This is a genomic window from Clostridium chromiireducens (genome assembly GCF_002029255.1).
Classification (GTDB): Bacteria; Bacillota; Clostridia; order Clostridiales; family Clostridiaceae; genus Clostridium; species Clostridium chromiireducens.
On record NZ_MZGT01000028.1, the window covers coordinates 18,118 to 40,665 of the forward strand.

Annotated in this window: 18 protein-coding genes; 2 read left to right on the plus strand and 16 right to left on the minus strand. The window is 30.2% G+C overall.

The genetic code is table 11. The annotated features are described in order from the left end of the window. Nucleotides 1-9 precede the first annotated feature (9 nt). The 14 genes from CLCHR_RS11520 to abc-f all read right to left on the minus strand — a co-directional run bounded on the left by CLCHR_RS11520 (nucleotide 10) and on the right by abc-f (nucleotide 18,058). Nucleotides 10-609 carry a protein kinase gene (locus tag CLCHR_RS11520; RefSeq protein WP_079439952.1) on the minus strand — a complete coding sequence of 200 codons (600 nt, stop codon included), beginning with the start codon at nucleotides 607-609 and terminating at the stop codon, nucleotides 10-12. A 251-nt stretch (nucleotides 610-860) separates the two neighbouring features. Then, on the minus strand, nucleotides 861-2,399 hold the full coding sequence (gene gpmI, locus CLCHR_RS11525; RefSeq protein ID WP_079439953.1) for a 2,3-bisphosphoglycerate-independent phosphoglycerate mutase: 1,539 nt from the start codon (nucleotides 2,397-2,399) through the stop codon (nucleotides 861-863). A 303-nt stretch (nucleotides 2,400-2,702) separates the two neighbouring features. Continuing rightward, nucleotides 2,703-3,449: a triose-phosphate isomerase gene (gene tpiA / locus CLCHR_RS11530; protein WP_079439954.1), complete on the minus strand. Its 747-nt coding sequence runs from the start codon at nucleotides 3,447-3,449 to the stop codon at nucleotides 2,703-2,705. Between the two features lie 302 nt (nucleotides 3,450-3,751). Next, a complete protein-coding gene (locus CLCHR_RS11535; RefSeq protein ID WP_079439955.1) occupies nucleotides 3,752-4,927 on the minus strand; it encodes a phosphoglycerate kinase in 1,176 nt (391 codons plus the stop codon). Between the two features lie 129 nt (nucleotides 4,928-5,056). Continuing rightward, entirely contained in the window at nucleotides 5,057-6,058 is a 1,002-nt protein-coding gene (gene gap / locus CLCHR_RS11540; protein ID WP_079439956.1) for a type I glyceraldehyde-3-phosphate dehydrogenase, read from the minus strand. 59 nt (nucleotides 6,059-6,117) lie between these two features. Further along, on the minus strand, nucleotides 6,118-7,191 hold the full coding sequence (locus CLCHR_RS11545) for a sugar-binding transcriptional regulator (protein ID WP_079439957.1): 1,074 nt from the start codon (nucleotides 7,189-7,191) through the stop codon (nucleotides 6,118-6,120). A 365-nt stretch (nucleotides 7,192-7,556) separates the two neighbouring features. After that, nucleotides 7,557-8,948, minus strand: a complete 1,392-nt coding sequence (gene rpoN, locus CLCHR_RS11550) for an RNA polymerase factor sigma-54 (RefSeq protein ID WP_079439958.1) — start codon at nucleotides 8,946-8,948, stop codon at nucleotides 7,557-7,559. 477 nt (nucleotides 8,949-9,425) lie between these two features. Then, complete coding sequence (locus CLCHR_RS11555) at nucleotides 9,426-10,262, minus strand: DegV family protein (protein ID WP_079439959.1); 837 nt, start codon at nucleotides 10,260-10,262, stop codon at nucleotides 9,426-9,428. A gap of 20 nt (nucleotides 10,263-10,282) precedes the next feature. Further along, nucleotides 10,283-10,744: a tRNA (cytidine(34)-2'-O)-methyltransferase gene (locus tag CLCHR_RS11560; protein WP_079439960.1), complete on the minus strand. Its 462-nt coding sequence runs from the start codon at nucleotides 10,742-10,744 to the stop codon at nucleotides 10,283-10,285. A gap of 261 nt (nucleotides 10,745-11,005) precedes the next feature. After that, nucleotides 11,006-12,493, minus strand: coding sequence for a VanW family protein (locus tag CLCHR_RS11565; protein ID WP_079439961.1), 1,488 nt, complete (start codon nucleotides 12,491-12,493; stop codon nucleotides 11,006-11,008). A 182-nt stretch (nucleotides 12,494-12,675) separates the two neighbouring features. Then, nucleotides 12,676-13,617, minus strand: coding sequence for a glycoside hydrolase family 25 protein (locus CLCHR_RS11570; protein WP_079439962.1), 942 nt, complete (start codon nucleotides 13,615-13,617; stop codon nucleotides 12,676-12,678). Between the two features lie 76 nt (nucleotides 13,618-13,693). Continuing rightward, nucleotides 13,694-15,202 carry a sensor histidine kinase gene (locus CLCHR_RS11575; protein WP_079439963.1) on the minus strand — a complete coding sequence of 503 codons (1,509 nt, stop codon included), beginning with the start codon at nucleotides 15,200-15,202 and terminating at the stop codon, nucleotides 13,694-13,696. Continuing rightward, nucleotides 15,192-15,899 (minus strand): response regulator transcription factor, encoded by a 708-nt coding sequence (locus CLCHR_RS11580; protein WP_079439964.1) that lies wholly within the window; start codon nucleotides 15,897-15,899, stop codon nucleotides 15,192-15,194. Before CLCHR_RS11580 ends, CLCHR_RS11575 begins: the two co-directional genes overlap by 11 nt. A gap of 233 nt (nucleotides 15,900-16,132) precedes the next feature. Next, a complete protein-coding gene (gene abc-f, locus CLCHR_RS11585; RefSeq protein ID WP_079439965.1) occupies nucleotides 16,133-18,058 on the minus strand; it encodes a ribosomal protection-like ABC-F family protein in 1,926 nt (641 codons plus the stop codon). Nucleotides 18,059-18,485: 427 nt separating this feature from the next. Between abc-f and CLCHR_RS11590 the strand changes: the two genes are divergently transcribed. Continuing rightward, nucleotides 18,486-19,100: a TetR/AcrR family transcriptional regulator gene (locus CLCHR_RS11590; RefSeq protein ID WP_079439966.1), complete on the plus strand. Its 615-nt coding sequence runs from the start codon at nucleotides 18,486-18,488 to the stop codon at nucleotides 19,098-19,100. An 88-nt stretch (nucleotides 19,101-19,188) separates the two neighbouring features. Here CLCHR_RS11590 and CLCHR_RS11595 read toward each other — a convergent pair whose 3' ends face one another. After that, a complete protein-coding gene (locus CLCHR_RS11595; protein WP_079439967.1) occupies nucleotides 19,189-19,665 on the minus strand; it encodes a hypothetical protein in 477 nt (158 codons plus the stop codon). A 157-nt stretch (nucleotides 19,666-19,822) separates the two neighbouring features. Between CLCHR_RS11595 and CLCHR_RS11600 the strand changes: the two genes are divergently transcribed. After that, nucleotides 19,823-21,130, plus strand: coding sequence for an aminotransferase class V-fold PLP-dependent enzyme (locus CLCHR_RS11600; RefSeq protein WP_079439968.1), 1,308 nt, complete (start codon nucleotides 19,823-19,825; stop codon nucleotides 21,128-21,130). A 126-nt stretch (nucleotides 21,131-21,256) separates the two neighbouring features. Here CLCHR_RS11600 and CLCHR_RS11605 read toward each other — a convergent pair whose 3' ends face one another. Further along, nucleotides 21,257-22,474: a 6-phosphofructokinase gene (locus tag CLCHR_RS11605; RefSeq protein WP_079439969.1), complete on the minus strand. Its 1,218-nt coding sequence runs from the start codon at nucleotides 22,472-22,474 to the stop codon at nucleotides 21,257-21,259. Nucleotides 22,475-22,548 lie beyond the last annotated feature (74 nt).

Consider the following 22,548-nt stretch of genomic DNA (forward strand, 5'->3'; position numbering starts at 1 on the left):
ATTCACTTACTATTCTAGCAAAGACAACTGTTGCATGTCACAATATCTTTTAAACTTCAATTCCCATTCTATTGCTTTTTTAGGATTTATTTTTTTTACTCCATAAAAGAATTCTTCCAATACGCCTATTTTATTTAAGCCTTTCATTAAATGCCTAGGATAATCAACTTTTCGTGTATAAGCCTTCTTAGGATCTATTACCATTAGTTTTTCGCCGCCTGAAACATAAATATCCTTGCACCTGATATCTAATTTTTTAAATTTAAGCCTTTTTAATTCTAAAAGTAGTTCATATATATTTTTAGTCAATCTGTCACTTAAACCACTTTGCCTTATATACTTATCTAATCTTTTCCCCTCTACTAAGTCTCTTACCACATAAAATTTTCCCCGATTATATAAACGTGGAAAATACTTCGATCCATTAGTTCTCGCAAGAATGCTACCCTCATCGGTACAAACTTTTCTCTTTAGAAATATTTTTATAGCCTTTTTATTTGGCAATTCATAAACTACTCCATTATGTCCTTCGCCTAAATAACTTGCTTCTCTAAATAACTTTTCTGTAACTTCATCAAAATCAGCGGAATATGCATAGCTTTTTTTCATACTACCAACCCTAAATCTTTTTTATAAATATATTAATTTAGGATTCAGTTTATGCAAATTTAATTAAAGTATTCTCTATATGCCATCAAAAATCCTATTTTTCAAATATTTTATTCGCTTAAATTTGTCTTAACAGAGAATAAACTTGTATACTTCCAACAATATCAAAACATTTATTTCAGTTAAATATTTAAAATAAAAAAAGACTCCCTAAATATAAACTTAAATTATTTAAAGAGTCTCTTAACTATTTATTTATTTATTACTAAATTTTCTCCAGTCATTTCAGCAGGAACTTCAAGTCCAAGTTGATTTAACATTGTTGGTGCAATATCTGCAAGCTTTCCATCATTTAGCTTTTTACCTTCTGTATGATTTGATACCCAAACAAATGGCACTGGGTGTGTTGTATGCGCTGTGAATGGATTTCCTGTTGAGAAATCTATCATAGTTTCAGCATTACCATGGTCTGCTGTAATAAATGCGCATCCATCCATTTCTAATACTTTATCTACGATTTTTCCTACACATTCATCTACTGTTTCAATTGCTTTAACAGCTGCTTCTACAATACCTGTATGCCCAACCATATCTGGATTCGCAAAATTTAAAATTATCATATCATATTGATCACTATCTAATCTATTTAATAACTCTTCAGTTACTTCATAAGCACTCATCTCAGGTTTTAAATCATAAGTTGCAACTTTTGGTGAAGGAATTACTTTTCTGTCTTCACCTTCGTTTTCTTTTTCTACACCACCATTAAAGAAGAATGTAACGTGAGCATATTTTTCAGTCTCTGCAATTCTTAATTGCTTTAACCCTTTGCTGCTTACATATTCTCCAAGTGTATTATTCAAAGTTTGAGGACTATATGCAACATTAACCCCTTCTAATGTTTTATCATATTGAGTCATTGTTACGAAAGTAAGGTTTAAAGTTTCTCTCTTAAATCCTGCAAATTCTTTATCATTAATAGCTCTAGTTATTTCTCTTGCTCTATCAGGTCTAAAGTTAAAGAATATAACCGAATCTCCATTTTTTATATTTGTGATTGGATTACCATTTTCAGTTACTACTGTCGGTAATACGAATTCATCAGTTTTATTATCGTGGTACGATTTTTCTATAGCTTCTACTGCACTGTTTGCAGTTTCACCTTTACCTAAAACTAATGCATTATATGCAAGTTCTACTCTTTCCCATCTATTATCTCTGTCCATTGCATAGTATCTACCACTTACTGTAGCGATTTTTCCTGTACCTATCTCTGCTAACATTTCTTCAGTTTTTTCTATAAATTCTTTTCCTGATGAAGGCGGTACATCTCTTCCATCCATAAATGCATGAATATATACATTTTGAACACCTTCTTTTTTAGCAAATTCCAAAAGTCCTTTCAAATGTTCAATATGTGAATGAACTCCCCCGTCCGATAATAATCCCATTAAGTGTAAAGATGATCCAGACTTTTTAGCATTATCCATTGCAGTCTTAAGAGCTGCATTTTCGAAAAAGTCTCCATCGCTAATTGCTTTTGTAATTCTTGTTAATTCTTGATATACAATTCTTCCTGAACCAATATTCAAGTGACCAACCTCTGAGTTACCCATTTGACCTTCTGGTAATCCTACTGCTAAACCACTTGCTTGTAATTGTGAAGTAGGGTATTTTTCAAGTAATTTATCTAAATTTGGCTTTTTTGCTAGGCCTACTGCATTTCCTTCTGATTTTGGTGCAATTCCAAAACCGTCTAATATCATTAACATTACAGGTTTCTTTGACATCTTCCTATCCCTCCAAATACTTTTGTTAAAAATCATAATATATATTAATAATTCTATATCTCTATACTAATATATTAAAATAGACTATTCTCTCTAGATTTTACTAGCATTAATATATATTAAATATTATTATTTTTTTTATTTATCATACTATTAATCATATAAATTATATTATCTTTTTACACTTATTGCAACTTATAAACTCTAAAAGCCAAATTATTACTTTTTACTCTAAACTACGATATTACTAATTACAAAAGACTATAAACATTATGTTTATAGTCTCCTTTGCTATACTAACTATTAATAATTTACTATTGCAGCAAAATCAGCTGGAACTAAGCTAGCTCCACCAACTAATGCTCCATCGATATCAGACATTTCCATTTGAGCTTTTATTGTGTTTGGCTTAACTGATCCACCATATTGGATTCTTGTTTTTTCAGCAGCTTCTGATCCATACATTTCTGCAACCATAGCTCTAATTGCTTTGATTGTTTCATTTGCTTGTTCATCTGTAGCTGTCTTACCAGTTCCGATTGCCCATATTGGTTCGTAAGCAATAACAAGTTCTTCTACTTGTGCATTAGTTAATCCAGCTATATCAGCTTTGATTTGAGCTTCAATAACTTGATTAGTAGTTCCGTTTTCTCTTTGTTCTAAAGATTCTCCACAACAAAGAATTGGAGTTATATTATGTTCAAAAGCTTTTTTAACTTTTTTGTTTAATGCTTCATCAGTTTCATTGAAGTATTCTCTTCTTTCACTATGACCTAAAACAACATATTCTATTCCCATAGCTTCAAGCATTCCTGGAGAAACTTCTCCTGTGAATGCTCCACTTTCTTCAAAATGCATGTTTTGTGCAGCAACTTTTATATTTGATCCAGCTACAGCTTTTTTAACTGCATCTAGGCATACAAATGTAGGGCATACAACTACATCACATGTTGCATCCTTAACTAATGGTTTTAATTCTTCTACCATTTTAACTGCTTCATCAATAGTTTTATTCATTTTCCAGTTTCCTGCGATAATTGCTTTTCTCATCTTCTTCACCTCATAATTTAATTTAAATTTATTAAACAAAAAATTCTTTTACAAAGGACAAGCTTAAGGAAAGTGATCAATTTCCCTTAAGCTTTATATATATCTGCTGAAATTCATAAATCTACTCTTAACAGCTGAATCCTTGGCCTTGGATTCATCAAATCCCGTCGAATTTGTCTCCTAAAAATCAATTTATTCTTTTCTCAGTATATAGGTATTAATTCTTCAAAGAATTTATAATTTAATAAAAGTTACAAATTTCTTTTTAAAATATTGCTTACTTAAGGCTAATTGTTTTGAAATTAGTCATTTAATGCAGCGATTCCTGGTAATACTTTACCTTCTAAGAATTCAAGAGATGCTCCACCACCTGTTGAGATGTGAGTCATCTTATCTCCAAATCCTAAGATATTAACAGCAGCAGCTGAATCTCCACCACCGATTATAGTAGTAGCATCTGCATCTGCCATAGCCTTAGCTACTGCAATTGTTCCCTTGTTGTAGTTTTCGAATTCGAATACTCCCATTGGTCCATTCCAGATAACAGTCTTAGCATCTTTTATAGCATCAGCATATAAAGTTTCTGTTTTTGGTCCGATATCTAATCCCATATTTCCAACTGGGATGTTTTGATCTTCTGTTACTGTAGCTTCAACATCCTTAAATTCTGCAGCTACTCTGTGATCTACTGGTAATAAGAATTTAACACCCTTTTCTTCTGCTTTAGCTATCATTTCTTTAGCATAATCAAGTCTATCTTCTTCTACTAATGAAGTTCCTATTTCATATCCTTGAGCTTTTAAGAATGTATAAGCCATTCCTCCACCAATGATAATAGTATTAACTTTATCTAAAAGATTGTTAATAACAGCAATTTTGTCAGAAACCTTTGCTCCACCTAAGATAGCAACAAATGGTCTTACTGGGTTTTCAACTGCACCACCTAAGAATTTTAATTCTTTTTGAATTAAGTATCCACATACAGCAGTATCTAAGTAATCAGTTACACCAACTGTTGAACAATGAGCTCTGTGAGCTGTACCAAATGCATCATTAACAAATACGTCAGCTAATGAAGCTAATTCTTTAGAGAAGTCTGCAATATTTTTAGATTCTTCTTTTCTGCATCTTGTATTTTCTAATAATACAACATCTCCATCTTTCATATCAGCAACAGCTTTTTTAGCGTTTTCACCAACAACTTCTTCATCTCTAGCAAAAACAACTTCTTTTCCAAGCATTTCGCTTAATCTTGTAGCAACTGGTGCTAATGATTTTGAAGCATCTTTTCCTAAATGTGAGCAAAGAATAACTTTTGCACCTTTTTCAACTAAATATTTAATAGTTGGAAGGGCTCCTACTAATCTATTTTCATCAGTTATAACACCATCTTTTAATGGCACGTTAAAATCACATCTTACTAATACTTTTTTTCCGCTTACTTCAATATCTTCAATTGTTTTTTTATTGAAATTCATGTATTTTCACCTCTAACATTTATTTTGGACTATTTTAAAATAGTCTGGCTTTATAGCCTTATACTACAAAACCAGACTTATTTACTTTATAACATAAATTTGCGCTTTTATGTTTAAATACGGTTCAAATTACTTTAAGTTAGCGAAGTATCCTAAAGTTCTGATTAATTGGTTAGTGTATGACATTTCGTTATCATACCAAGAAGCAACTTTAACTAATTGTTCTCCATTAACTTCCATAACCTTAGTTTGTGTAGCATCGAATAATGATCCGAAACTGCTTCCGATGATATCACAAGAAACTATTGGATCTTCAGTATATCCGAAAGATTCAGTTGCAGCTTCTTTCATAGCAGCATTTATTTCGTCTGCAGTTACGTTCTTTGATAAAGTACAAACTAATTCAGTTAATGAACCAGTGATTGTTGGAACTCTTTGAGCTCCTCCGTCTAATTTTCCAGCTAATTCTGGGATAACTAAACCGATAGCTTTAGCAGCACCAGTTGAGTTAGGAATGATAGAAGCTGCAGCAGCTCTAGCTCTTCTTAAGTCACCATTTCTGTGTGGAGCGTCTAAAGTATTTTGATCGTTAGTGTAAGAATGGATTGTAGTCATGAAACCTTTTGTTAATCCAAATTTATCGCTTAATACTTTAGCAAATGGAGCTAAACAGTTAGTAGTACATGAAGCACCTGAAATAACTGTATCTTCTGCTTTTAATATATCGTGGTTTACGTTGTAAACTACTGTTGGTAGATCATTTCCTGCTGGAGCTGAAATAACAACTTTCTTAGCACCTGCTGTGATATGAGCTGAAGCTTTGTCTTTTGTTGCAAAGAATCCAGTACATTCTAAAACGATATCTACGTTTAATTCTCCCCATGGTAAGTTTGCTGGGTTAGAATCTGCAGTAACTTTGATTTCCTTTCCGTTTACTACGAAAGCTCCTTCTTTAACTTCGATTTCTCCATCGAATCTTCCTTGAGCTGAATCATATTTGAATAAGTGAGCTAACATTTTAGCATCTGTTAAGTCGTTGATTGCAACCACATTAAATTCAGGGTTGTTAATCATCAATCTTAAAGCTAATCTTCCTATTCTTCCAAAACCATTAATTGCTACGTTTACCATTACAATTACCTCCTAAAAAATGCTTTTCTTTTTTATAAAAATAAATTTTACAAACTAAATTAATCACTGAATTGATTTTCTAATGTACTTATTATTCCTTTAGCCGCAGCTTCATCGGTAACTAATACACCACTAAAATCGTTATATTCAGTTGCTATAATAGACTCAACTTTATTCTTCCCACCTGCTACTGCAATATGTGTATTTATTTTTCTTGCTTCATTAATTTTTATTCCAATTGCGGTAGTTTCTGAGATTATTTTAGAGTCTTTGTTAAAATAACACCCAAACGCTTCTCCAACGGCTCCGTTATTTATCAAATTATCTATTTCTTGCTGTGGAACGCCTCTTTTTCTAGCCATTTGCACAGCATTTCCTATACCATAAATCAAAACATCTGCTTTATGTATAGTATCGATAACAACTTTAACTGCCTCTTCTTTAAGTAAAGTATCTATTATATCTAGACTTAAATTTTCTGAGATATGAAGCATCTTATACGTGCCATTTAATTTTTTCGCTAAAGTTGCGGCTAATGAATTTGCCTGGGTTTCAACTTTTTTCCCCATTCCACCTCTAGCGGGCACTACTTGTATTTGGGATAAATTTGTTATTCTAGGAAAAGCTTCTACAACTTCTTTTAATGTACTCCCACCTGTTAAAGCTATAATAGAATTATCTTCTAAAACATCTTTAACATAATTAGCACATGCCTTTCCTAAATCCTTTAATACTAAAGGATTTTCTTCTACGTCTCCTGGGACTATGATCACTTTTTTTAAATTAAGAAAAGATTCTATTTTCTTTTCTACTTCGGAAAGTCCTTTTATTTCATGAATGAAATCATTTAATTTGTGTATAATTTCCACACCTTCACTTGTAACTGTCATTCCAGAAGTATTAATCTCAATTAAACCTTGATCCTTTAAAAAACCTATTTCAGTTCTAACCGTTCTTTCACCAACATTTAACATATCAGCAAGTACTCTTCTTCCTATAGGTTGATTATGAAAGATTGTTCTGAGTACGTTATACCTTTTCTCCAATGTATTTACAAGCTCAGGAACTATCTTCTTTTGTAATTCTAATATTTCCTGCAACTCAAACACTCCTTTGGTCTCTATGTGTCCCATGCTATTTCTTTATGTCCCACATTTATTATTATAAAACACCTTTATAAAATTTGAAAGCCTTTCGCAAAACTTTTTTTATAATATTTCAAAAAAAACAAAAAAACTCTAACAAAATTAATTATTAGCAATCTTTTTTGTAATTATTTACAAAAATTCATAATATAACTTTTAATATATATTATGTAACCATTTTCTTGATTAATTTTAAGAAAGGGTATTCTACCAAGAGTAAAATACATATACTCAAATTGCTAAAACTCAATCATCGCTGCTTTTCTTTAGAATTCATAATTGAATATTAGCAATCGAGTACCTGTAACAAATAAGTATATTACATTAATTACTACAAACTAAAATATAATATACTACAACCTTTTTCTCATCGATGATGATTTAATTGCCATCTCCTCTCTGTACTTAGCAACGGTTCTACGTGAAATATTCATTTTTTTATCAGCTAACATAGAACTTATTATTTGGTCTGAAAGCGGCTTGTTTTTATTTTCCTCATCTATTATTTTCTTTATCTCATTTTTTATTTTTATGGTTGCCATATCATCATCGTTATTTGAAGAAACACCACTTGCAAACAAGTCTTTTATCTTGATTGTGCCAAAACTCGTTAACACATATTTATCTTTAATTGCTCTACTTACAGTTGAATCATGAAGATTAATAATTTCTGCAACTTCTTTTAGTGTTAAAGGTTTTATATATTGTTTGCCAGATTTAAAAAAGTCTTTTTGTTTATCAACCACGCACTCCAATACTTTGTATAATGTGTTTTTTCTTTGCTCAATTGATTTAATTAAAAATAATGCTTGATTAATTTTATCTTTTACATAAGCATTTGTTTCAGAATCTTGATTATTTTGTAAAACATCTTTATATGTTTTATTAATCATAAGCCTTGGCAAAACACTTTCATTCATAATTATAAAAAATTCGCCATCTATATTTTTCACTTCGGCATCTGGAATTATGTAATTTACTTCTTCTCCAGTATAAAACCCTCGTGATGGCTTTGGCTCTAGCTTTTTAATTAAATCACCATATCGTTGAGCTTCTCTTGGCGTGATATTAAGATCCTTCGCAACCAACTCATATTTATTATCTGCAACATTTTCTAAATGATTTAAAATTATTTTCTCTATTATATTATCTAGAATATTTAATTTTAAACTCTGAATAAGTAGGCACTCTTTGATATTCCTAGCACCTATTCCATAAGGTTCCAATGACTGAACTATTTTCAAAGCTTTTTCTGCTACTTCTTCTGGTATTTTTAACTCCTTGGAAATCTCTTCTATTGGTATTTCCAAATATCCTCTGTGATCTAATGATTCTACAATATATCTACATATAATTAAGGTATATTGATCTACATTTGTCTCGACTAATTGCTCTTGCAAATAATCCTTTAACGATATCTTTTTTTCAATAAAATTAAGCGGAGAAACTTCCTCTGTAGAATAGTTTATTTCTGATTTATCTCTATAATTATCAGCATATAATTCTTCAACTAACTTTTTATGATCGTATATTTCCTGTGTACTTATTTCCTCACTAACTTTTGAGTCATCATATGAATTTATCTCTTCATTGACCTCTAATATTGGATTTTCTGAATACTCATTGTCAATATACTCTCTCAGATCATGAAGAGACATTTGCAATAGTTTTATAGACTGCTGCATGCTTTGTGTTAATATCATTCTCTGTTCCTGGGTCATCTTCATGCTATAATCCAAATTCATAACTCTCCTCCTTATCAATTGAAACCTGATTTAGTCAGCTTTTTAATCCCCCATCTAAATCTTGGTTGAACTTATACCCTCAAGGGCTAACTTGTCTAGTATCTAGCAACTGTTATCTTGCGCTTAAGGAAATGTGAACGTATAGGAACTAGACATTAGATAAATTGTACAGTTTATCTTTAATTTAATTAAACGTATTCATAATGGTCATATTGATTCAGAACGAATCTTTCTTTAAGTATACCTGTCTCTATTTAGTATTGCAAGTGTGCTCTTTATCTCGATAAAAGGAATTTAGACTTTTCCTTAAATTTATACTCCTAAAATCCCCTTACTATTCTTAATAATCTTTTTGTTATATTTCAAAACATGCTTTAAAATATAATCATACATAGTTTAACTAGCAGTATCTTAATAAATTATTTAAACTATTATAAGTATATACTTAAAAGCATGTCTTTATTTTATATTATTATTTTATTTAGTTAAAAATGTAAGACCACAACATCCTGGACCTGAGTGTATGCACACTACTGACCCAACTGGACATTCAATATAGTTTATATTATTATTTTTTAAATATTCTTTAAGTGCTTCTTTAATTTCAACATTGTTAACATCAATTAATAATACCGGTAATTCATCATCTAAATTCGCACTTTCCAAATCACTAATAATTTTCTTAATAGACTTTTTATTTCCTCTAACTTTATCTTTTACAGACATTATCCCAGCTTTTATCTCGAGTATCAGCTTAATTCCAAGCATACCGCCAACTATTCCAGCTGTTTTAGAAATTCTTCCACCTCTCACAAGATACTCCAAAGAATCAAAATGAACCGAAAGTTTTATATTATCTTTAACTCTATTTAATTCTTCTTTCATTTGGATAATGTCATATCCTCTTTCTTTAAGTTTAACTGCCTTTAGAACTAATATTCCAAGTGCTGCTGTAACACTTTGAGAATCAATAACAATTATATCTTCGCTTTCTAAAGTTTCTTTCGCAATACACGCCGATTGATATGTTCCGCTCATTACAGAAGACATATGAATTGATATAATTTTATAACCTTCTCTCAAGTACTTTGTATATGCTTCAATAAATCTGTTAGGAGTTACTTGAGCAGTAGTAGGAAGTATATTAACTTTCTCTATTTTTTCAAAAACTTCATTAGCATTTATTTCGATTCCATCCAAGTAGCTTTCTTCTCCAAAGTTTACCAATAAGGGCAAAACCTCTATATCATATTGCTTATATATTTCTTTTGGTAAATCAGCAGTGCTATCTGTTATGATTTTTATCTTTTCCATATATCTTCATTCCTCTTCATTTATTTCATATTAGGAAATCCTATCTGTCTTAAAGCCTCATAAGCTACTATAGCTACTGTGTTGGATAAATTTAAACTTCTAGTACTTGATTTTACCATAGGTATTCTAAATCCACTGTGCCTTGTATGCACTTCTGGTGGCACCCCACTAGATTCTCTTCCGAACATTATAAAATCCCCTTCTTTAAAAGAAACTTCGTCAAAATGAGCATCTCCATGAGTTGTAGACAAATATATTTTATTATGTCCGTATTTATCGATAAAATCTTCATAGCTTTCATGAATTTCTAACTCTAAATCCTTCCAATAATCTAATCCCGCTCTTCTTACTTGTTTCTCATTTATTTCAAAACCCAAGGGCTTTATTAAATGTAGCTTACTATTCGTAAGAACGCAAGTTCTCGCAATATTTCCTGTATTTTGAGGTATTTCAGGCTCGTATAATACTATATTTAAATTCAAAATTTCACCTTCTTCTATTTTTGTACAAAAAAAAATTAGTCTTCTATGTATTTTAAAATTATACTATATGGTTCATAACAAGTCAAAAATATTCATTTCACCTTTTTACAGTAATATATGAAACTATAACAAATTTATATTCATACCTTTTTAGTTTTATATTAAATTTATACACTAATTTAATCTTTTATAATTTCCTAAATAGTAAAAGCATATTTCCTTAAATATTTATACATTAAGAAAATATGCCCTAATTTCTTTTTATTGACCGGCCTGAACTACTGGTGGTACTATTGGCTGAGCCTGGTCAGCTGGCACGGTTGGAGTCGTTGATGCAGCCGCCGGTTGAGTGCCTTTTCTTACTATTACCCCAACACTTGCATAATTATCCGTCGAGATAACTTCACGTTTTACTTCAACACCCTTTTCATAAGTAATCTGGTATGATTTAGCTTTATATCCCGTCATTCCTGCGCCATCTTTTTCTTCTTTTCCTTCTGGTAAAGTACTATCAGGAACAATTTTGGTTTCTGGAGGTATAGTTTGAAGAATTTCGCTTACCATATCATATGTCTTTCCATTAAGAGCATTAGGATCTCCGTATATATTATAAGTTAGTGTTTTTCCTGATGTAAATCCTTGAATATAAATCGGAAAGTCGTATGTATTTTTGAATTTATAATCTAAATACCCATAAGAAACTGTTGCATCAAGTCCTGGCTGAGCGTATCCCACCACCATAGAATGATTAGTTCTTTCAATAGATCTTAAATTAACTTTCATTGCTGCTCTATAAAGTGTAGTAGATACTTGACATATACCTCCGCCAATTCCCGGTTCCACTTTATTTCCTACATATGTCCCTGCCTCCTGATAACCCCTTTCAACAGTTCTAGGTCCAACAATATCGTTAAAACTAAAAATTTCTCCTGGCATAACTACACTTCCATTTATTACAGAAGTTGCTATTTCAATATTATTACATCTGCCTGGTGTAGATGTAGCATAACTTGTTGAAAAAGTTCCCATTATCCCTTTAATCTTAGACAGATCCTCTTTAGTTATTTTAGGCTTCGTTATTTCAATTTCAATTTCAACTCTATTTTCCGAATTTATTTCACCATTTAAACTTTCTTTTAGTTGTTTGTCTAACGTCTCTAAGTTTATTGTTCTTCCTTCGCTTTCGGGTTTAATTACAATATTATTTTTCTGTATACTAACCTTCGCATCACTAGCTGATTGAGTGGCATCATTTATTAATTTTTCCTCATACTTTTTTAATTTTTCTTCATCATATGAAAAACCTAATTGAACTTCACTTTTTTTGCTACTGCCACTTCTTATGGTCATATATTTCTTCAAAATCCCATCTTCTTTTCCGAATTTATACGCATTTTCCACAGTTTCATCTATATCATATTTAGGTATTATATCAGAATAAATAAGTTCGTATTGTTTGTCCCCTACTGATATAGATAGTTTCTTATTCCCTATAACTGTTTCAAATGATTCGGTAAGCTTGTTTTTTGCTTCCTCCTTAGTCATCCCACTAAGATCTACTCCTTGTACAGTTACTCCTGGATATATCTTATTATCCCACTTTGTAACTATATTTTTAATTGATAATGAGTATCCTGCTAATGCGGCCGCACATATTACTATCAGCGCTACAATTCCCAGCATAATTTTCTTTTGCTTATTAAACGCCTTTTTTGAGACTTTCGCTCTTTTGCTAGTCCGTTTTTCCACTCGTTCTTCTCCTTTCGAGAAATTTAGTCTTATAAAAATATATTTTAATCATTAATTTAGACATATTAATGATTAAATTTACATTAATATTAAAATGTTATCAATATTCCCATTATATCATATTTCAACTGTTATATGATAGTCTATTATATACCCAGCTGAAATATGATAGATTGTTTGTATTATAAATTTACCTTTGAACGCACTTTTGACGTTTCTCCATCATAGTCAAAAGCTTCAATTGATACTTCTATTGGTGTATTCTTCTTCACATTGACCTTATTACTAATTATTGTAAAGTTAGTGGCATTTTCATCTACTGTTCCAACCCACTCCTTATTAATAAATAAGTTATAACCTAATAAATCTACATCATTATTTCTATTCCACGAGACATTTATGTTGCCATTCTGAAATCTTGCTTGTAAGCCTGTAACATTATCAGGTTGAGTCAATAAATCAATATTGTCTGGACCCCAATTTGCATCTACTGGATTTCCAATACCCTCTACTGTTTCAGATTCACTGTATTGCCATATTTTCCACCTAGTCCATCCTCCTACATTCGGTGGTATTCTTGGATTTGTAGGTACTCTCAAATACATAGCTATCCATAGAGGCATATTTTTCAAGGGAAATCCACGCCCAGGAATATTAAAATTATTATAAAGTTCTATAAAAAATAATCCTGTGTACAACATGAGCCTTCTTCTAGTTTTTCTCTCAAATCTTTTTCTAAACCTATCAATCCAATTAATTAACACAGTAGTTGATATTGATTTATCTACAGGTGTTTCTACATCTAAAACTGGAAATAATTCACCATAATCGCGGTTTCCAAAACCTTGTTGCAACACATTTATAAAGTCGTCACATTGTCTATCAGCATCTGTTAAATCATAAGAAGGGACTCCAAAATGATACGCTCCAACTGGGATTCCATAATTTCTACTAGCTGCTGCAAATTCTAAAAACCTCCTATCTACCCTAAACCTCCCAGTAGCCGAGCCTGAAGATCTTAAATATAGAAAGTCTACTTTGGTTGCTATTACATCGAATTGAACATTTGTAGTATATTCATTTATGTCTATCCCAAAAAGACTTCTAGGATTTCTGTCTTGCATATTTCCTCCAAATAAAAATACTCCTATAATATAAATATTAATTTATATAAAAAAAGTGCCTATAATTATTAAATAATTATAGGCTTAATTGAACATAAAAACTTATATTATTACCTACAGATTCAGCCCATATCTTTCCTTCATGTAATTCCACGATATTCTTTGAAATTGCAAGACCTAAGCCAGATCCCCCAGTATTTGTATTTCTCGATTCATCTAATCGATAAAATCTATCAAATAGCTTATCTGTTTTTTCTTTTGAAAGATGATCTCCTTTATTTCTAAATAAAACTATTGCGAAATTATCTTTTTCATATAATCCTATCATTATTTCTCCTGGTTTATATGAATATTTAATAGCATTAGTGATTAAATTCTCAAATACTCTCAGCATCTTTAATGTATCTATAAATACATATATCTTCTCAGACTCAAATTTCTTATATACGGTTAAATTATTTTCATCAAATAATGGTGTTAATTCCTCAACTAATTGTGATAAAAACTCTGCTAAATTAACTTTCGTTTTTGTTAAAGTTATTCCATTATTATTAAGTTTAGTATATTCAAATAAATCTTCAATTAACAATTTTAATCTTTCAGCTTTATTAAAGGCTATACTCAAATATTCTTTCATTTCATCTTCATCTTTATATCTTTTTTGCAGAACAAGTCCTAGGTATCCCATCACAGAAGTTAGCGGTGTTCTCAAATCGTGAGATACATTTGTTATTAAATCTGTTTTTGTTTTTTCCGCATCTCGTTCAGTATTAATTTTCTCTCCTATCTCCTTTGCCATATGATTTATATTAAAGGCGATATTCTTAATTTCATCTGTTCCCCTTTCTTGAATTCTATAATTTAGATTCCCACTAGCAATTATCTTTAAACCAATTGCAATTTCATCTAAATACTTCATTTTATTATTAGTTATAACTACAAAAGAAACTATAAATACCACAAATGTTAAAATCAGAGCAAGCGACGAATTAGAAGTATTAATCGTACTATATGTTATATTAGCTTCAGGTATTTTGGAATATATTAAATAAATTCTTTCCCCTCCTATTTTTAATGGCATTATATAATTTTTTTCCTTTACTTCACCAGACTTTTCATAATTAACATTTGTCATCGCACTTTTTAACGCACTATATATGTCTATATTTTCTTCCACCACATTTTTAGTTTTATATAATACTTTCCCATCTAAATCAGTTATGTAGCTCTTATCTCCTCCTGATACATTTTCCAAAATATTATCGATTTTGCTTTTATCCTTTAGCGTTAAATTTTCTTCTGATTCTATTTGCTTCGCTAGATTGCTCGCAGTCCTTTCAATAGAATCATAATCGTAAGTTATTTTAGGCTCGTTATATTCCTTTTTAAGAAAGTTATTGGTAAAGCTATAAAAAATAAATGATATTAAGAAACATATACCAACAACCATCATCAATTCAAACCTTATGCTTTTCTCGATTTTTTCTTTTGTGATACTTACCATTTTTTCAATGTACTGCAGTATCTTTGAATCAGAGACATTATCTTTCAAGTTTTTATGATTCTTTAGTTCGCTATTTTTCAATTTTATAGCCTACCCCCCACACAGTCTTTATAAATCTAGGATTTCTTGGATTCTCCTCTATCTTTTCTCTTATTTTTCTTATATGGACCATTACAGTATTATCTGATGTCATAAATTCCTGATTCCAAACACTCTCGTAAATATTTTCTATAGAGAATACCTTTCCGCGGCTTTGAGCAAGTAATGATAAAATATCAAATTCTGTTGGGGTAAGTTTTAATAAATTATCTCCTAATAACACTTCATGCGTTTCTAAATTTATACTTAAATCTTCTATTTGTATTAGGTTTTTATCATCTGCAGTTGAAGCACTTTCTTTCTTTCCAAACTTATAAAATCTTCTTAACTGAGATTTAACTCTTGCCACAAGCTCTAATGGGTTGAATGGTTTTGTCAGATAATCATCGGCTCCCATATTAAGACCTAGTATCTTATCAATGTCTTCACTCTTAGCTGAAAGCATTATTATAGGCATTTCTTTCATTTCTCTAATTTTCAAACAGGCTTCTATACCGTTTAAGTTAGGCATCATAACATCTAGAATAATTAAGTCTATTTCATTTTCTTGAAGTATATTAATTGCCTCTAATCCATCACAAGCTTTGATCGTATTATATCCATCACTCTTAAGATATATATCAACTAAATCTCTTATTTCCTTCTCATCATCAACTATTAAAATTGTTCCTTTATCCAAAAAGATCATCTCCTATTTCAAAATTTCTATGCCTAATTCTATTATAATTTCATTTTAACTGAAAGACCTTAAAAAAATCACTAATAGTTCTTAATATTTTCTAAATTATAAACATACTTAATTAAGCAACACATTTATATTAATTAATAAAATTAATATAGATAATTAATGACTTGATTTTAAATAAATCACTGTTATCATTAATTATCTATTCTTTATTTTTCTATTAAATTTTAATCTATAGTTGAGAGTTCTTCCCATTTTTCATAAAGCTTTTCAATACTTTCTTCAATAGCTTTGATTTCCTTATTAACTCTTCCACTTTCAACAGGATTAGAATAAACCTCTTCTTTGCAAAGTTCCTCTTGTAACTTTTCAAGTACTTCTTCATTTTCCGTTATTCTAGATTCTATCATCTTAACCTCATTTTGTTTTGCCTTAGCTTCTTTCTCTAAAGCTTTTTTCTTTTTCTTTTCCTCATTTATTTGAGTTTTAGTCTTTCCAGTTGCTAAGCTCTCATAGGTTTCAAATCTCTGAGGATTCTTTTTCTTTTCAGTATAATAAGTATAATTTCCTAGATATTCATTTACTCCGTTTTCTTCTAGTTCTAATATTCTATTAATTACTTTATTTAAGAAATATCTATCATGGGAAATTACTATTAGCGTACCATCATAACTTAAAATTGCTTCTTCAAGCGCTTCCCTTGAAGGAATATCTAAATGGTTTGTAGGTTCATCTAAAAGAAGCAGATTTGATTTAGACAACATTAGTTTTAAAAGATTTACCCTGCATCTTTCCCCACCACTTAGCTTGTTTATCTCCTTAAATACATCATCTCCTCTAAAAAGAAACGATCCTAGAAACCCTCTAAGTTCACTTGTAGTTAACTCCGGAAAATCATCCCACACTTCATTTAAAACTGTTTTATCAAGATTAAGATTAGATTGCTCTTGATCATAATATCCCACATTAACATTTACCCCTAATACCTTAACCCCAAAATCGCTCTTAACCTTATCCATTATTATATTAAAAAGAGTTGTTTTCCCTCGCCCATTTTCTCCTATTAGTGCAACCTTTTCTCCCCTTTTTAAGTCAAAAGATAGATTAGAAAATAGTTTTTTATCACCATAACTCTTCGCTAACTTTTCAAGATGTAGTACATCATACCCACTTTTAACTGATGCCTCAAATTCAATTTTAGAAGCAGACTTTTCCTTATCCGGTGCATCTACAAGTTCCATCTTATCAAGAGCCTTTTCTCTACTTTCAGCAGCTTTAATACTCTTTTCTCTATTAAAAGATCTAAACTTTTCTATTATCGCTTCTTGTCTTTTTATTTCTGCCTGTTGTAAATTATAGGCCTTTAACTTAGAATCATAATCTTTTTTCATGAGTTCTAAAGACTTTGTGTATGGCGCATGATAACAGTTCACATGCCCATTTATAACTTGGAATGTTGATGTTGTTACAGAATCCAAGAAAAATCTATCATGTGAAATAACAATAACAGTTCCTTTATAAGCCTTTAAATATTCTTCCAGCCATTCAATTGCTTCCAAGTCTAAATGATTTGTAGGCTCATCAAGTAATAATATATCCGGTTTCAATAGTAGAAGTTTACAAAGGGCAACTCTAGTTTTCTGTCCACCACTTAATGTTGATATAGATTTATTAAAATCTTCTTCTATAAATCCAAGACCTTTAACTACACGAGAAATTTCTCCCTTGTAAGTATATCCTCCTCTATTTTCATAGAGGTCATGCGCCATTCCATAATCTTTTATATTTTTTTCATGGTAAGAGGCGTTTTTTTCATCATAAGGCTCATTCATTTTTAATTCTAAATCTGCAATTTTCTTTTCTAATTTTTGAAGATCTTCAAATACTAGAAGCATCTCTTCATATATAGTATTACATGTATCTAAAGCCAAATGTTGAGCAAGATATCCTAATGACCTATTCCTATCAATAAAAACTTCGCCCTCATCCTGAGCTAGTTCCTTTGAAAGTATTCTAAATAATGTTGTCTTTCCTTCTCCATTTGATCCAATAATACCAACTTTATCTCCTTCATTAATTGAAAATGTTATATCTTTTAAAATAGTATCTATTCCATAACTTTTACATATATTTTTACAACTTAAAACAATCATTTTTTATCCTCCGGTAATTTAACTGAAAATCAAAATACACTTAAGTAAAATTTAAATTAATAATTAGCATAGATCCACAATTAAAATTCTTTGTAGCTCTTAATAAACCTAATTGTGCTGAAACAATTTTGATTGCGCTTTAGGATTTTTTCAGCAGTTCTAACTTTTTCTATCTGTGAGAAGTTCTTAATTGTGCTTAATAAGTTCCGAATTACACTTCTCGCTCTTTCTATAGGTGCGCACTTTTTTTATCTGTGTAGATTTTCTTTCTTAATTATACTATTTTCTTGCTGTTATATCAATTTAAGCAAATTTGAAAGATAATGTCTGTATGTATATATACACTTTCGCTTTGATTAATATATAATTTGGATTATTAATTAATTTGATTTATAATTAAAGTGAAAGTATACTCTGGAGGCAGCATATGACTTTAAAAAATATAACAACAAATTTCACAAAAAATAAAAAACAACTTAAGGAGAAAGAATTATTTTTATCAGCCTATGATTTATTTCTCAAGAATGGCATAGAAAAAACTTCTATTGATGATATTGCCAAAAATGCTGGTGTTGCTAAAGGTACTTTCTATTTATACTTTAATGATAAATATGATATTTTAAATAAACTGATTCTCCAAAAAAGCAATGAAATCATAAGGGAAGCTTTAGCTAAAACAAATAATTCAGGAATTAAAGATTTTAGGGAAAGAACACTATTTTTTATAGATTATATAATAAACTACTTAAAGAATAATATATCTTTACTAAAAATAATAAATAAGAATATTTCATGGGGATTATACAGAAAAGCTATAATGAAACCAGAATCCTATGATGATGTAAATAAAGTACTTGATATTTTCATTAAAAACTTAACTAGTGAAGGTATGAGCAAAGAAGAGGCCGAAATGACACTATTTATGATAATTGAATTAGTGGGAAGTGTATGCTTTACAACAATTATTCTTAAAGAACCTACCGATATTGAAAGTATAAAACCAATCTTATTTAAAAAGATTCTAGCAATGATAAAAGTTTAATTTTAAAATTATATAATTAAGAATCCTCTAAAAACTTTAAATAAATTAATTTAAAACTTTTAGAGGATTTTTACATCCAAGTACATGTTTATTTATGTTTATAACCCTTATCACAGTATGCTAATGTTAATTTTATTAACCTTTTAACTACCACTCTTACTATTGGTCGTGGAATTCTATATGAGTAAAGCGTAGCAAAGATACCTGGGTGTGCTCGTTCAATTTTTGAATAGATTTTATTTACATCATTTTCAGATTCAGCTCTTTCAAGATCTTCTGATTCATTTAAATCAAAATCTAAATTTCTAAGAACATCAAATGTACTCGGTATCGTATCATTAGCTATATTGTAATCATCACCTCTACTAAAAGCATCATTAGGATTATCAGAATAGTAACATAATTCTGGAAGTCCTGTTTCAGACGGAAATAAATCTAGACTACGATTTTCACTTCTAGAAAGAAAGTTATCATAAATGTTACTTTCCATAAATGATGGTGGAACAAATCTAATGTCACTATCATCTTGTCTAACTTGAGACATATATTTCTCAGCTGGATTCATTTTGAATTACCTCCTATAAATAATATTTACTACTTTTATTAATATGCATCATAAATATATATAGTACAGAATTTTAAAGAAAAGGAATGAATTTTAGTCCATTATTAAGTGAACAATATATATATTATAGGAATAATATATATTGGAGGAGATGCATATGAAGATAGAAAACAAAGAAGACATCAGAGACTTATTTGTTGGATTAGATGAAAAAGTTTGTGACTGTAATGGTAACTGTATAGATGCAATAAATTTTGATAATGCAGCCACAACTCCGCCTATTAAGTCAAGTATTGAATATATAAAACAATTAAGCAATACTTATGCCTCTATAGGTAGGGGAACTGGACAAAATGCTGAAATAACTACCAATTTATATAGAGAATCTAAAGATTTTTTAATGAATTTTTTTAATGTAAAGGATAAGGAAAAGTATATTGTAATCTATGTAAGCAATACTACTGAAGGTATAAATAAATTAGCAAACACTCTTTCAAAGAGTCCTAATGAATTAATACTAACTTCAAGAATGGAGCATCACTCAAACGATTTACCATGGCGAAAAAGAGGAGAAGTAGATTATATTGAAGTAGATGAACACGGCAGACTTAAAATTGACGAATTAGAAGAGAAACTAAAGAGAAATAATGGCAGAATAAAGTATGTTTCTATTACCGGTGCCTCCAATGTAACAGGCTATAAGAATGAAATCCATTCTATAGCAAAATTGGTTCATAAGTACAATGCTAAATTAATTGTGGATGGTGCGCAGCTTGTACCTCACACCAGAGTTAATATTAGCGGAGAAACAGACGATGAACAAATTGACTTTTTAGTATTTTCATCACACAAAATTTATTCTCCTTTTGGCGTTGGAGTGATAATAGGTTTAAAAGAAGATTTTATTAATCCAGATCCAGATTATATTGGTGGTGGAACAGTTGAATTAGTTCTTGATAATGAGATAGCACTTCTTCCTCCACCAGAGAGAAATGAGGCTGGAACTCCGAACTTTTTAGGAGTAATGGGGTTAATCAATTCACTAAGAATTGTAAATAGTATTGGATATGATAATATAGAGCAGCATGAACGAATTCTATTAAAGCATACTATAGAAGGTTTAAATGAAATTCCTAAAATTATAAATTATGGTGATACCGAAGATATTAGTGACAGACTTGGAATTACAACCTTTAATCTAGAAGATATGTATCATCATGACTTGGCAAATATATTAGCTAAAAGAAAAGGAATTTCAGTAAGGCATGGATGGTTTTGTGCTCACCCTTATTGTAGGAGACTTATGAATGTAAGCGAAAATGAGGCGAAAGAATTTCTTCAAAATCCTGCAAAAAAAATGTTTGGAATGGTAAGGGTAAGTTTTGCTCTATACAATACAATCGATGAAGTAGATATTTTTCTCAATGTTATAGAAGATATAAGTCTTGGAAAGATACAACGATAAGTCTTTATTTAAATCTGCACCTAAATATATTATAAGTTAGTTATCATTTAGATTAATTATTATTATTTTAGGGATGTAATTAAAATAATATTTTAATTACATCCCAACTTTGATAATCAATTATGCTTACTGATTAAATACTCTATACTTAGGAAGATTCCCTTCAAATGTTAAGCTAGGAAGTTCCTTGATAAGTGGTTCAAAATAAGAGTACGCTTCACTAGTCACAAAATTCCCTTCTTTATTAATCCATTCTGTCGGGAAGTATTTCACATTATTCGCTACATCTTCAGCGTTAACTAAGGAATACGAAACTGTATATGGTTCGCTAACTTCCCTATTTATACTAACCATTTTTCCTGTCTCACCTTGTACCGCATATTTTAGAGCCATTTTACCTGCATTATAGGCTTCTGTTAAATCTGTATCTGACGCACAATGCATCGCACAACGTTGAAGTATTCCAAGTTGTAGTGCTTTTACTCTTGTTGTAACACCAGCATCAAGAATTAACTTCCTTAAATAATTTGAAACACCACCTAACTGAGCGTGTCCAAAATTATCTTGAGATACACATTCAAATTCAGAAACAAAGTTATCATTTTCATCTTTTATACCTTCTGATACTATTATGTAAACTTTATTTTGTTCTTCGAATTTTCTTTTGACATCAGTTAAGAACTTAATCCTATCAAAAGCTGCTTCAGGAAGATATATAAAATCCGCAACTGGTTTATCATTTATTTTAGCTAGACATGCGGAAGCTGCAAGCCATCCTGTATCTCTCCCCATAGTTTCTAATATAAATATACCATTATTAATATAAACTGAAGCATCTAAATATGTCTCTAACGCTGTAGTACCAATAAACTTCGCTGCACTTCCAAAGCCTGGAGTATGATCAGTAAATTTTAAGTCATTATCAATAGTTTTAGGAATACCTATAAATTTTATATCAATGTTATTTGCCCTTGCATACTTAGAAAGCTTGGCAATAGTGTCCATAGAATCATTTCCACCAACATAGAAGAATGCTTTAATATCATATTCTCTAAGGATTTCTATTAGAGATTCATATTCTTTACTATTGGAATTAACATCCTTTAATTTGTATCTGCAAGATCCTAATCCTGATGATGGCGTAAATCTAAAATTATGTATATCTTCATCACACACAGATGATAAATCAATTATATTCTTATTTAATATTCCCTCAATTCCATTTAAACCGGCATATACCTTTTCAAAAGCTTTTTGTTCTTTATTCGCATTTAAAAGTCCCACCACACTTGAATTAATTACTGCTGTTGGACCTCCTGATTGGGCTATTATACAATTTGACATGAAATTTCCTCCTTGTCTGTTATACTAAACAGTTCGAATATGATATACTATTTCACTCATAGTAATACACTATT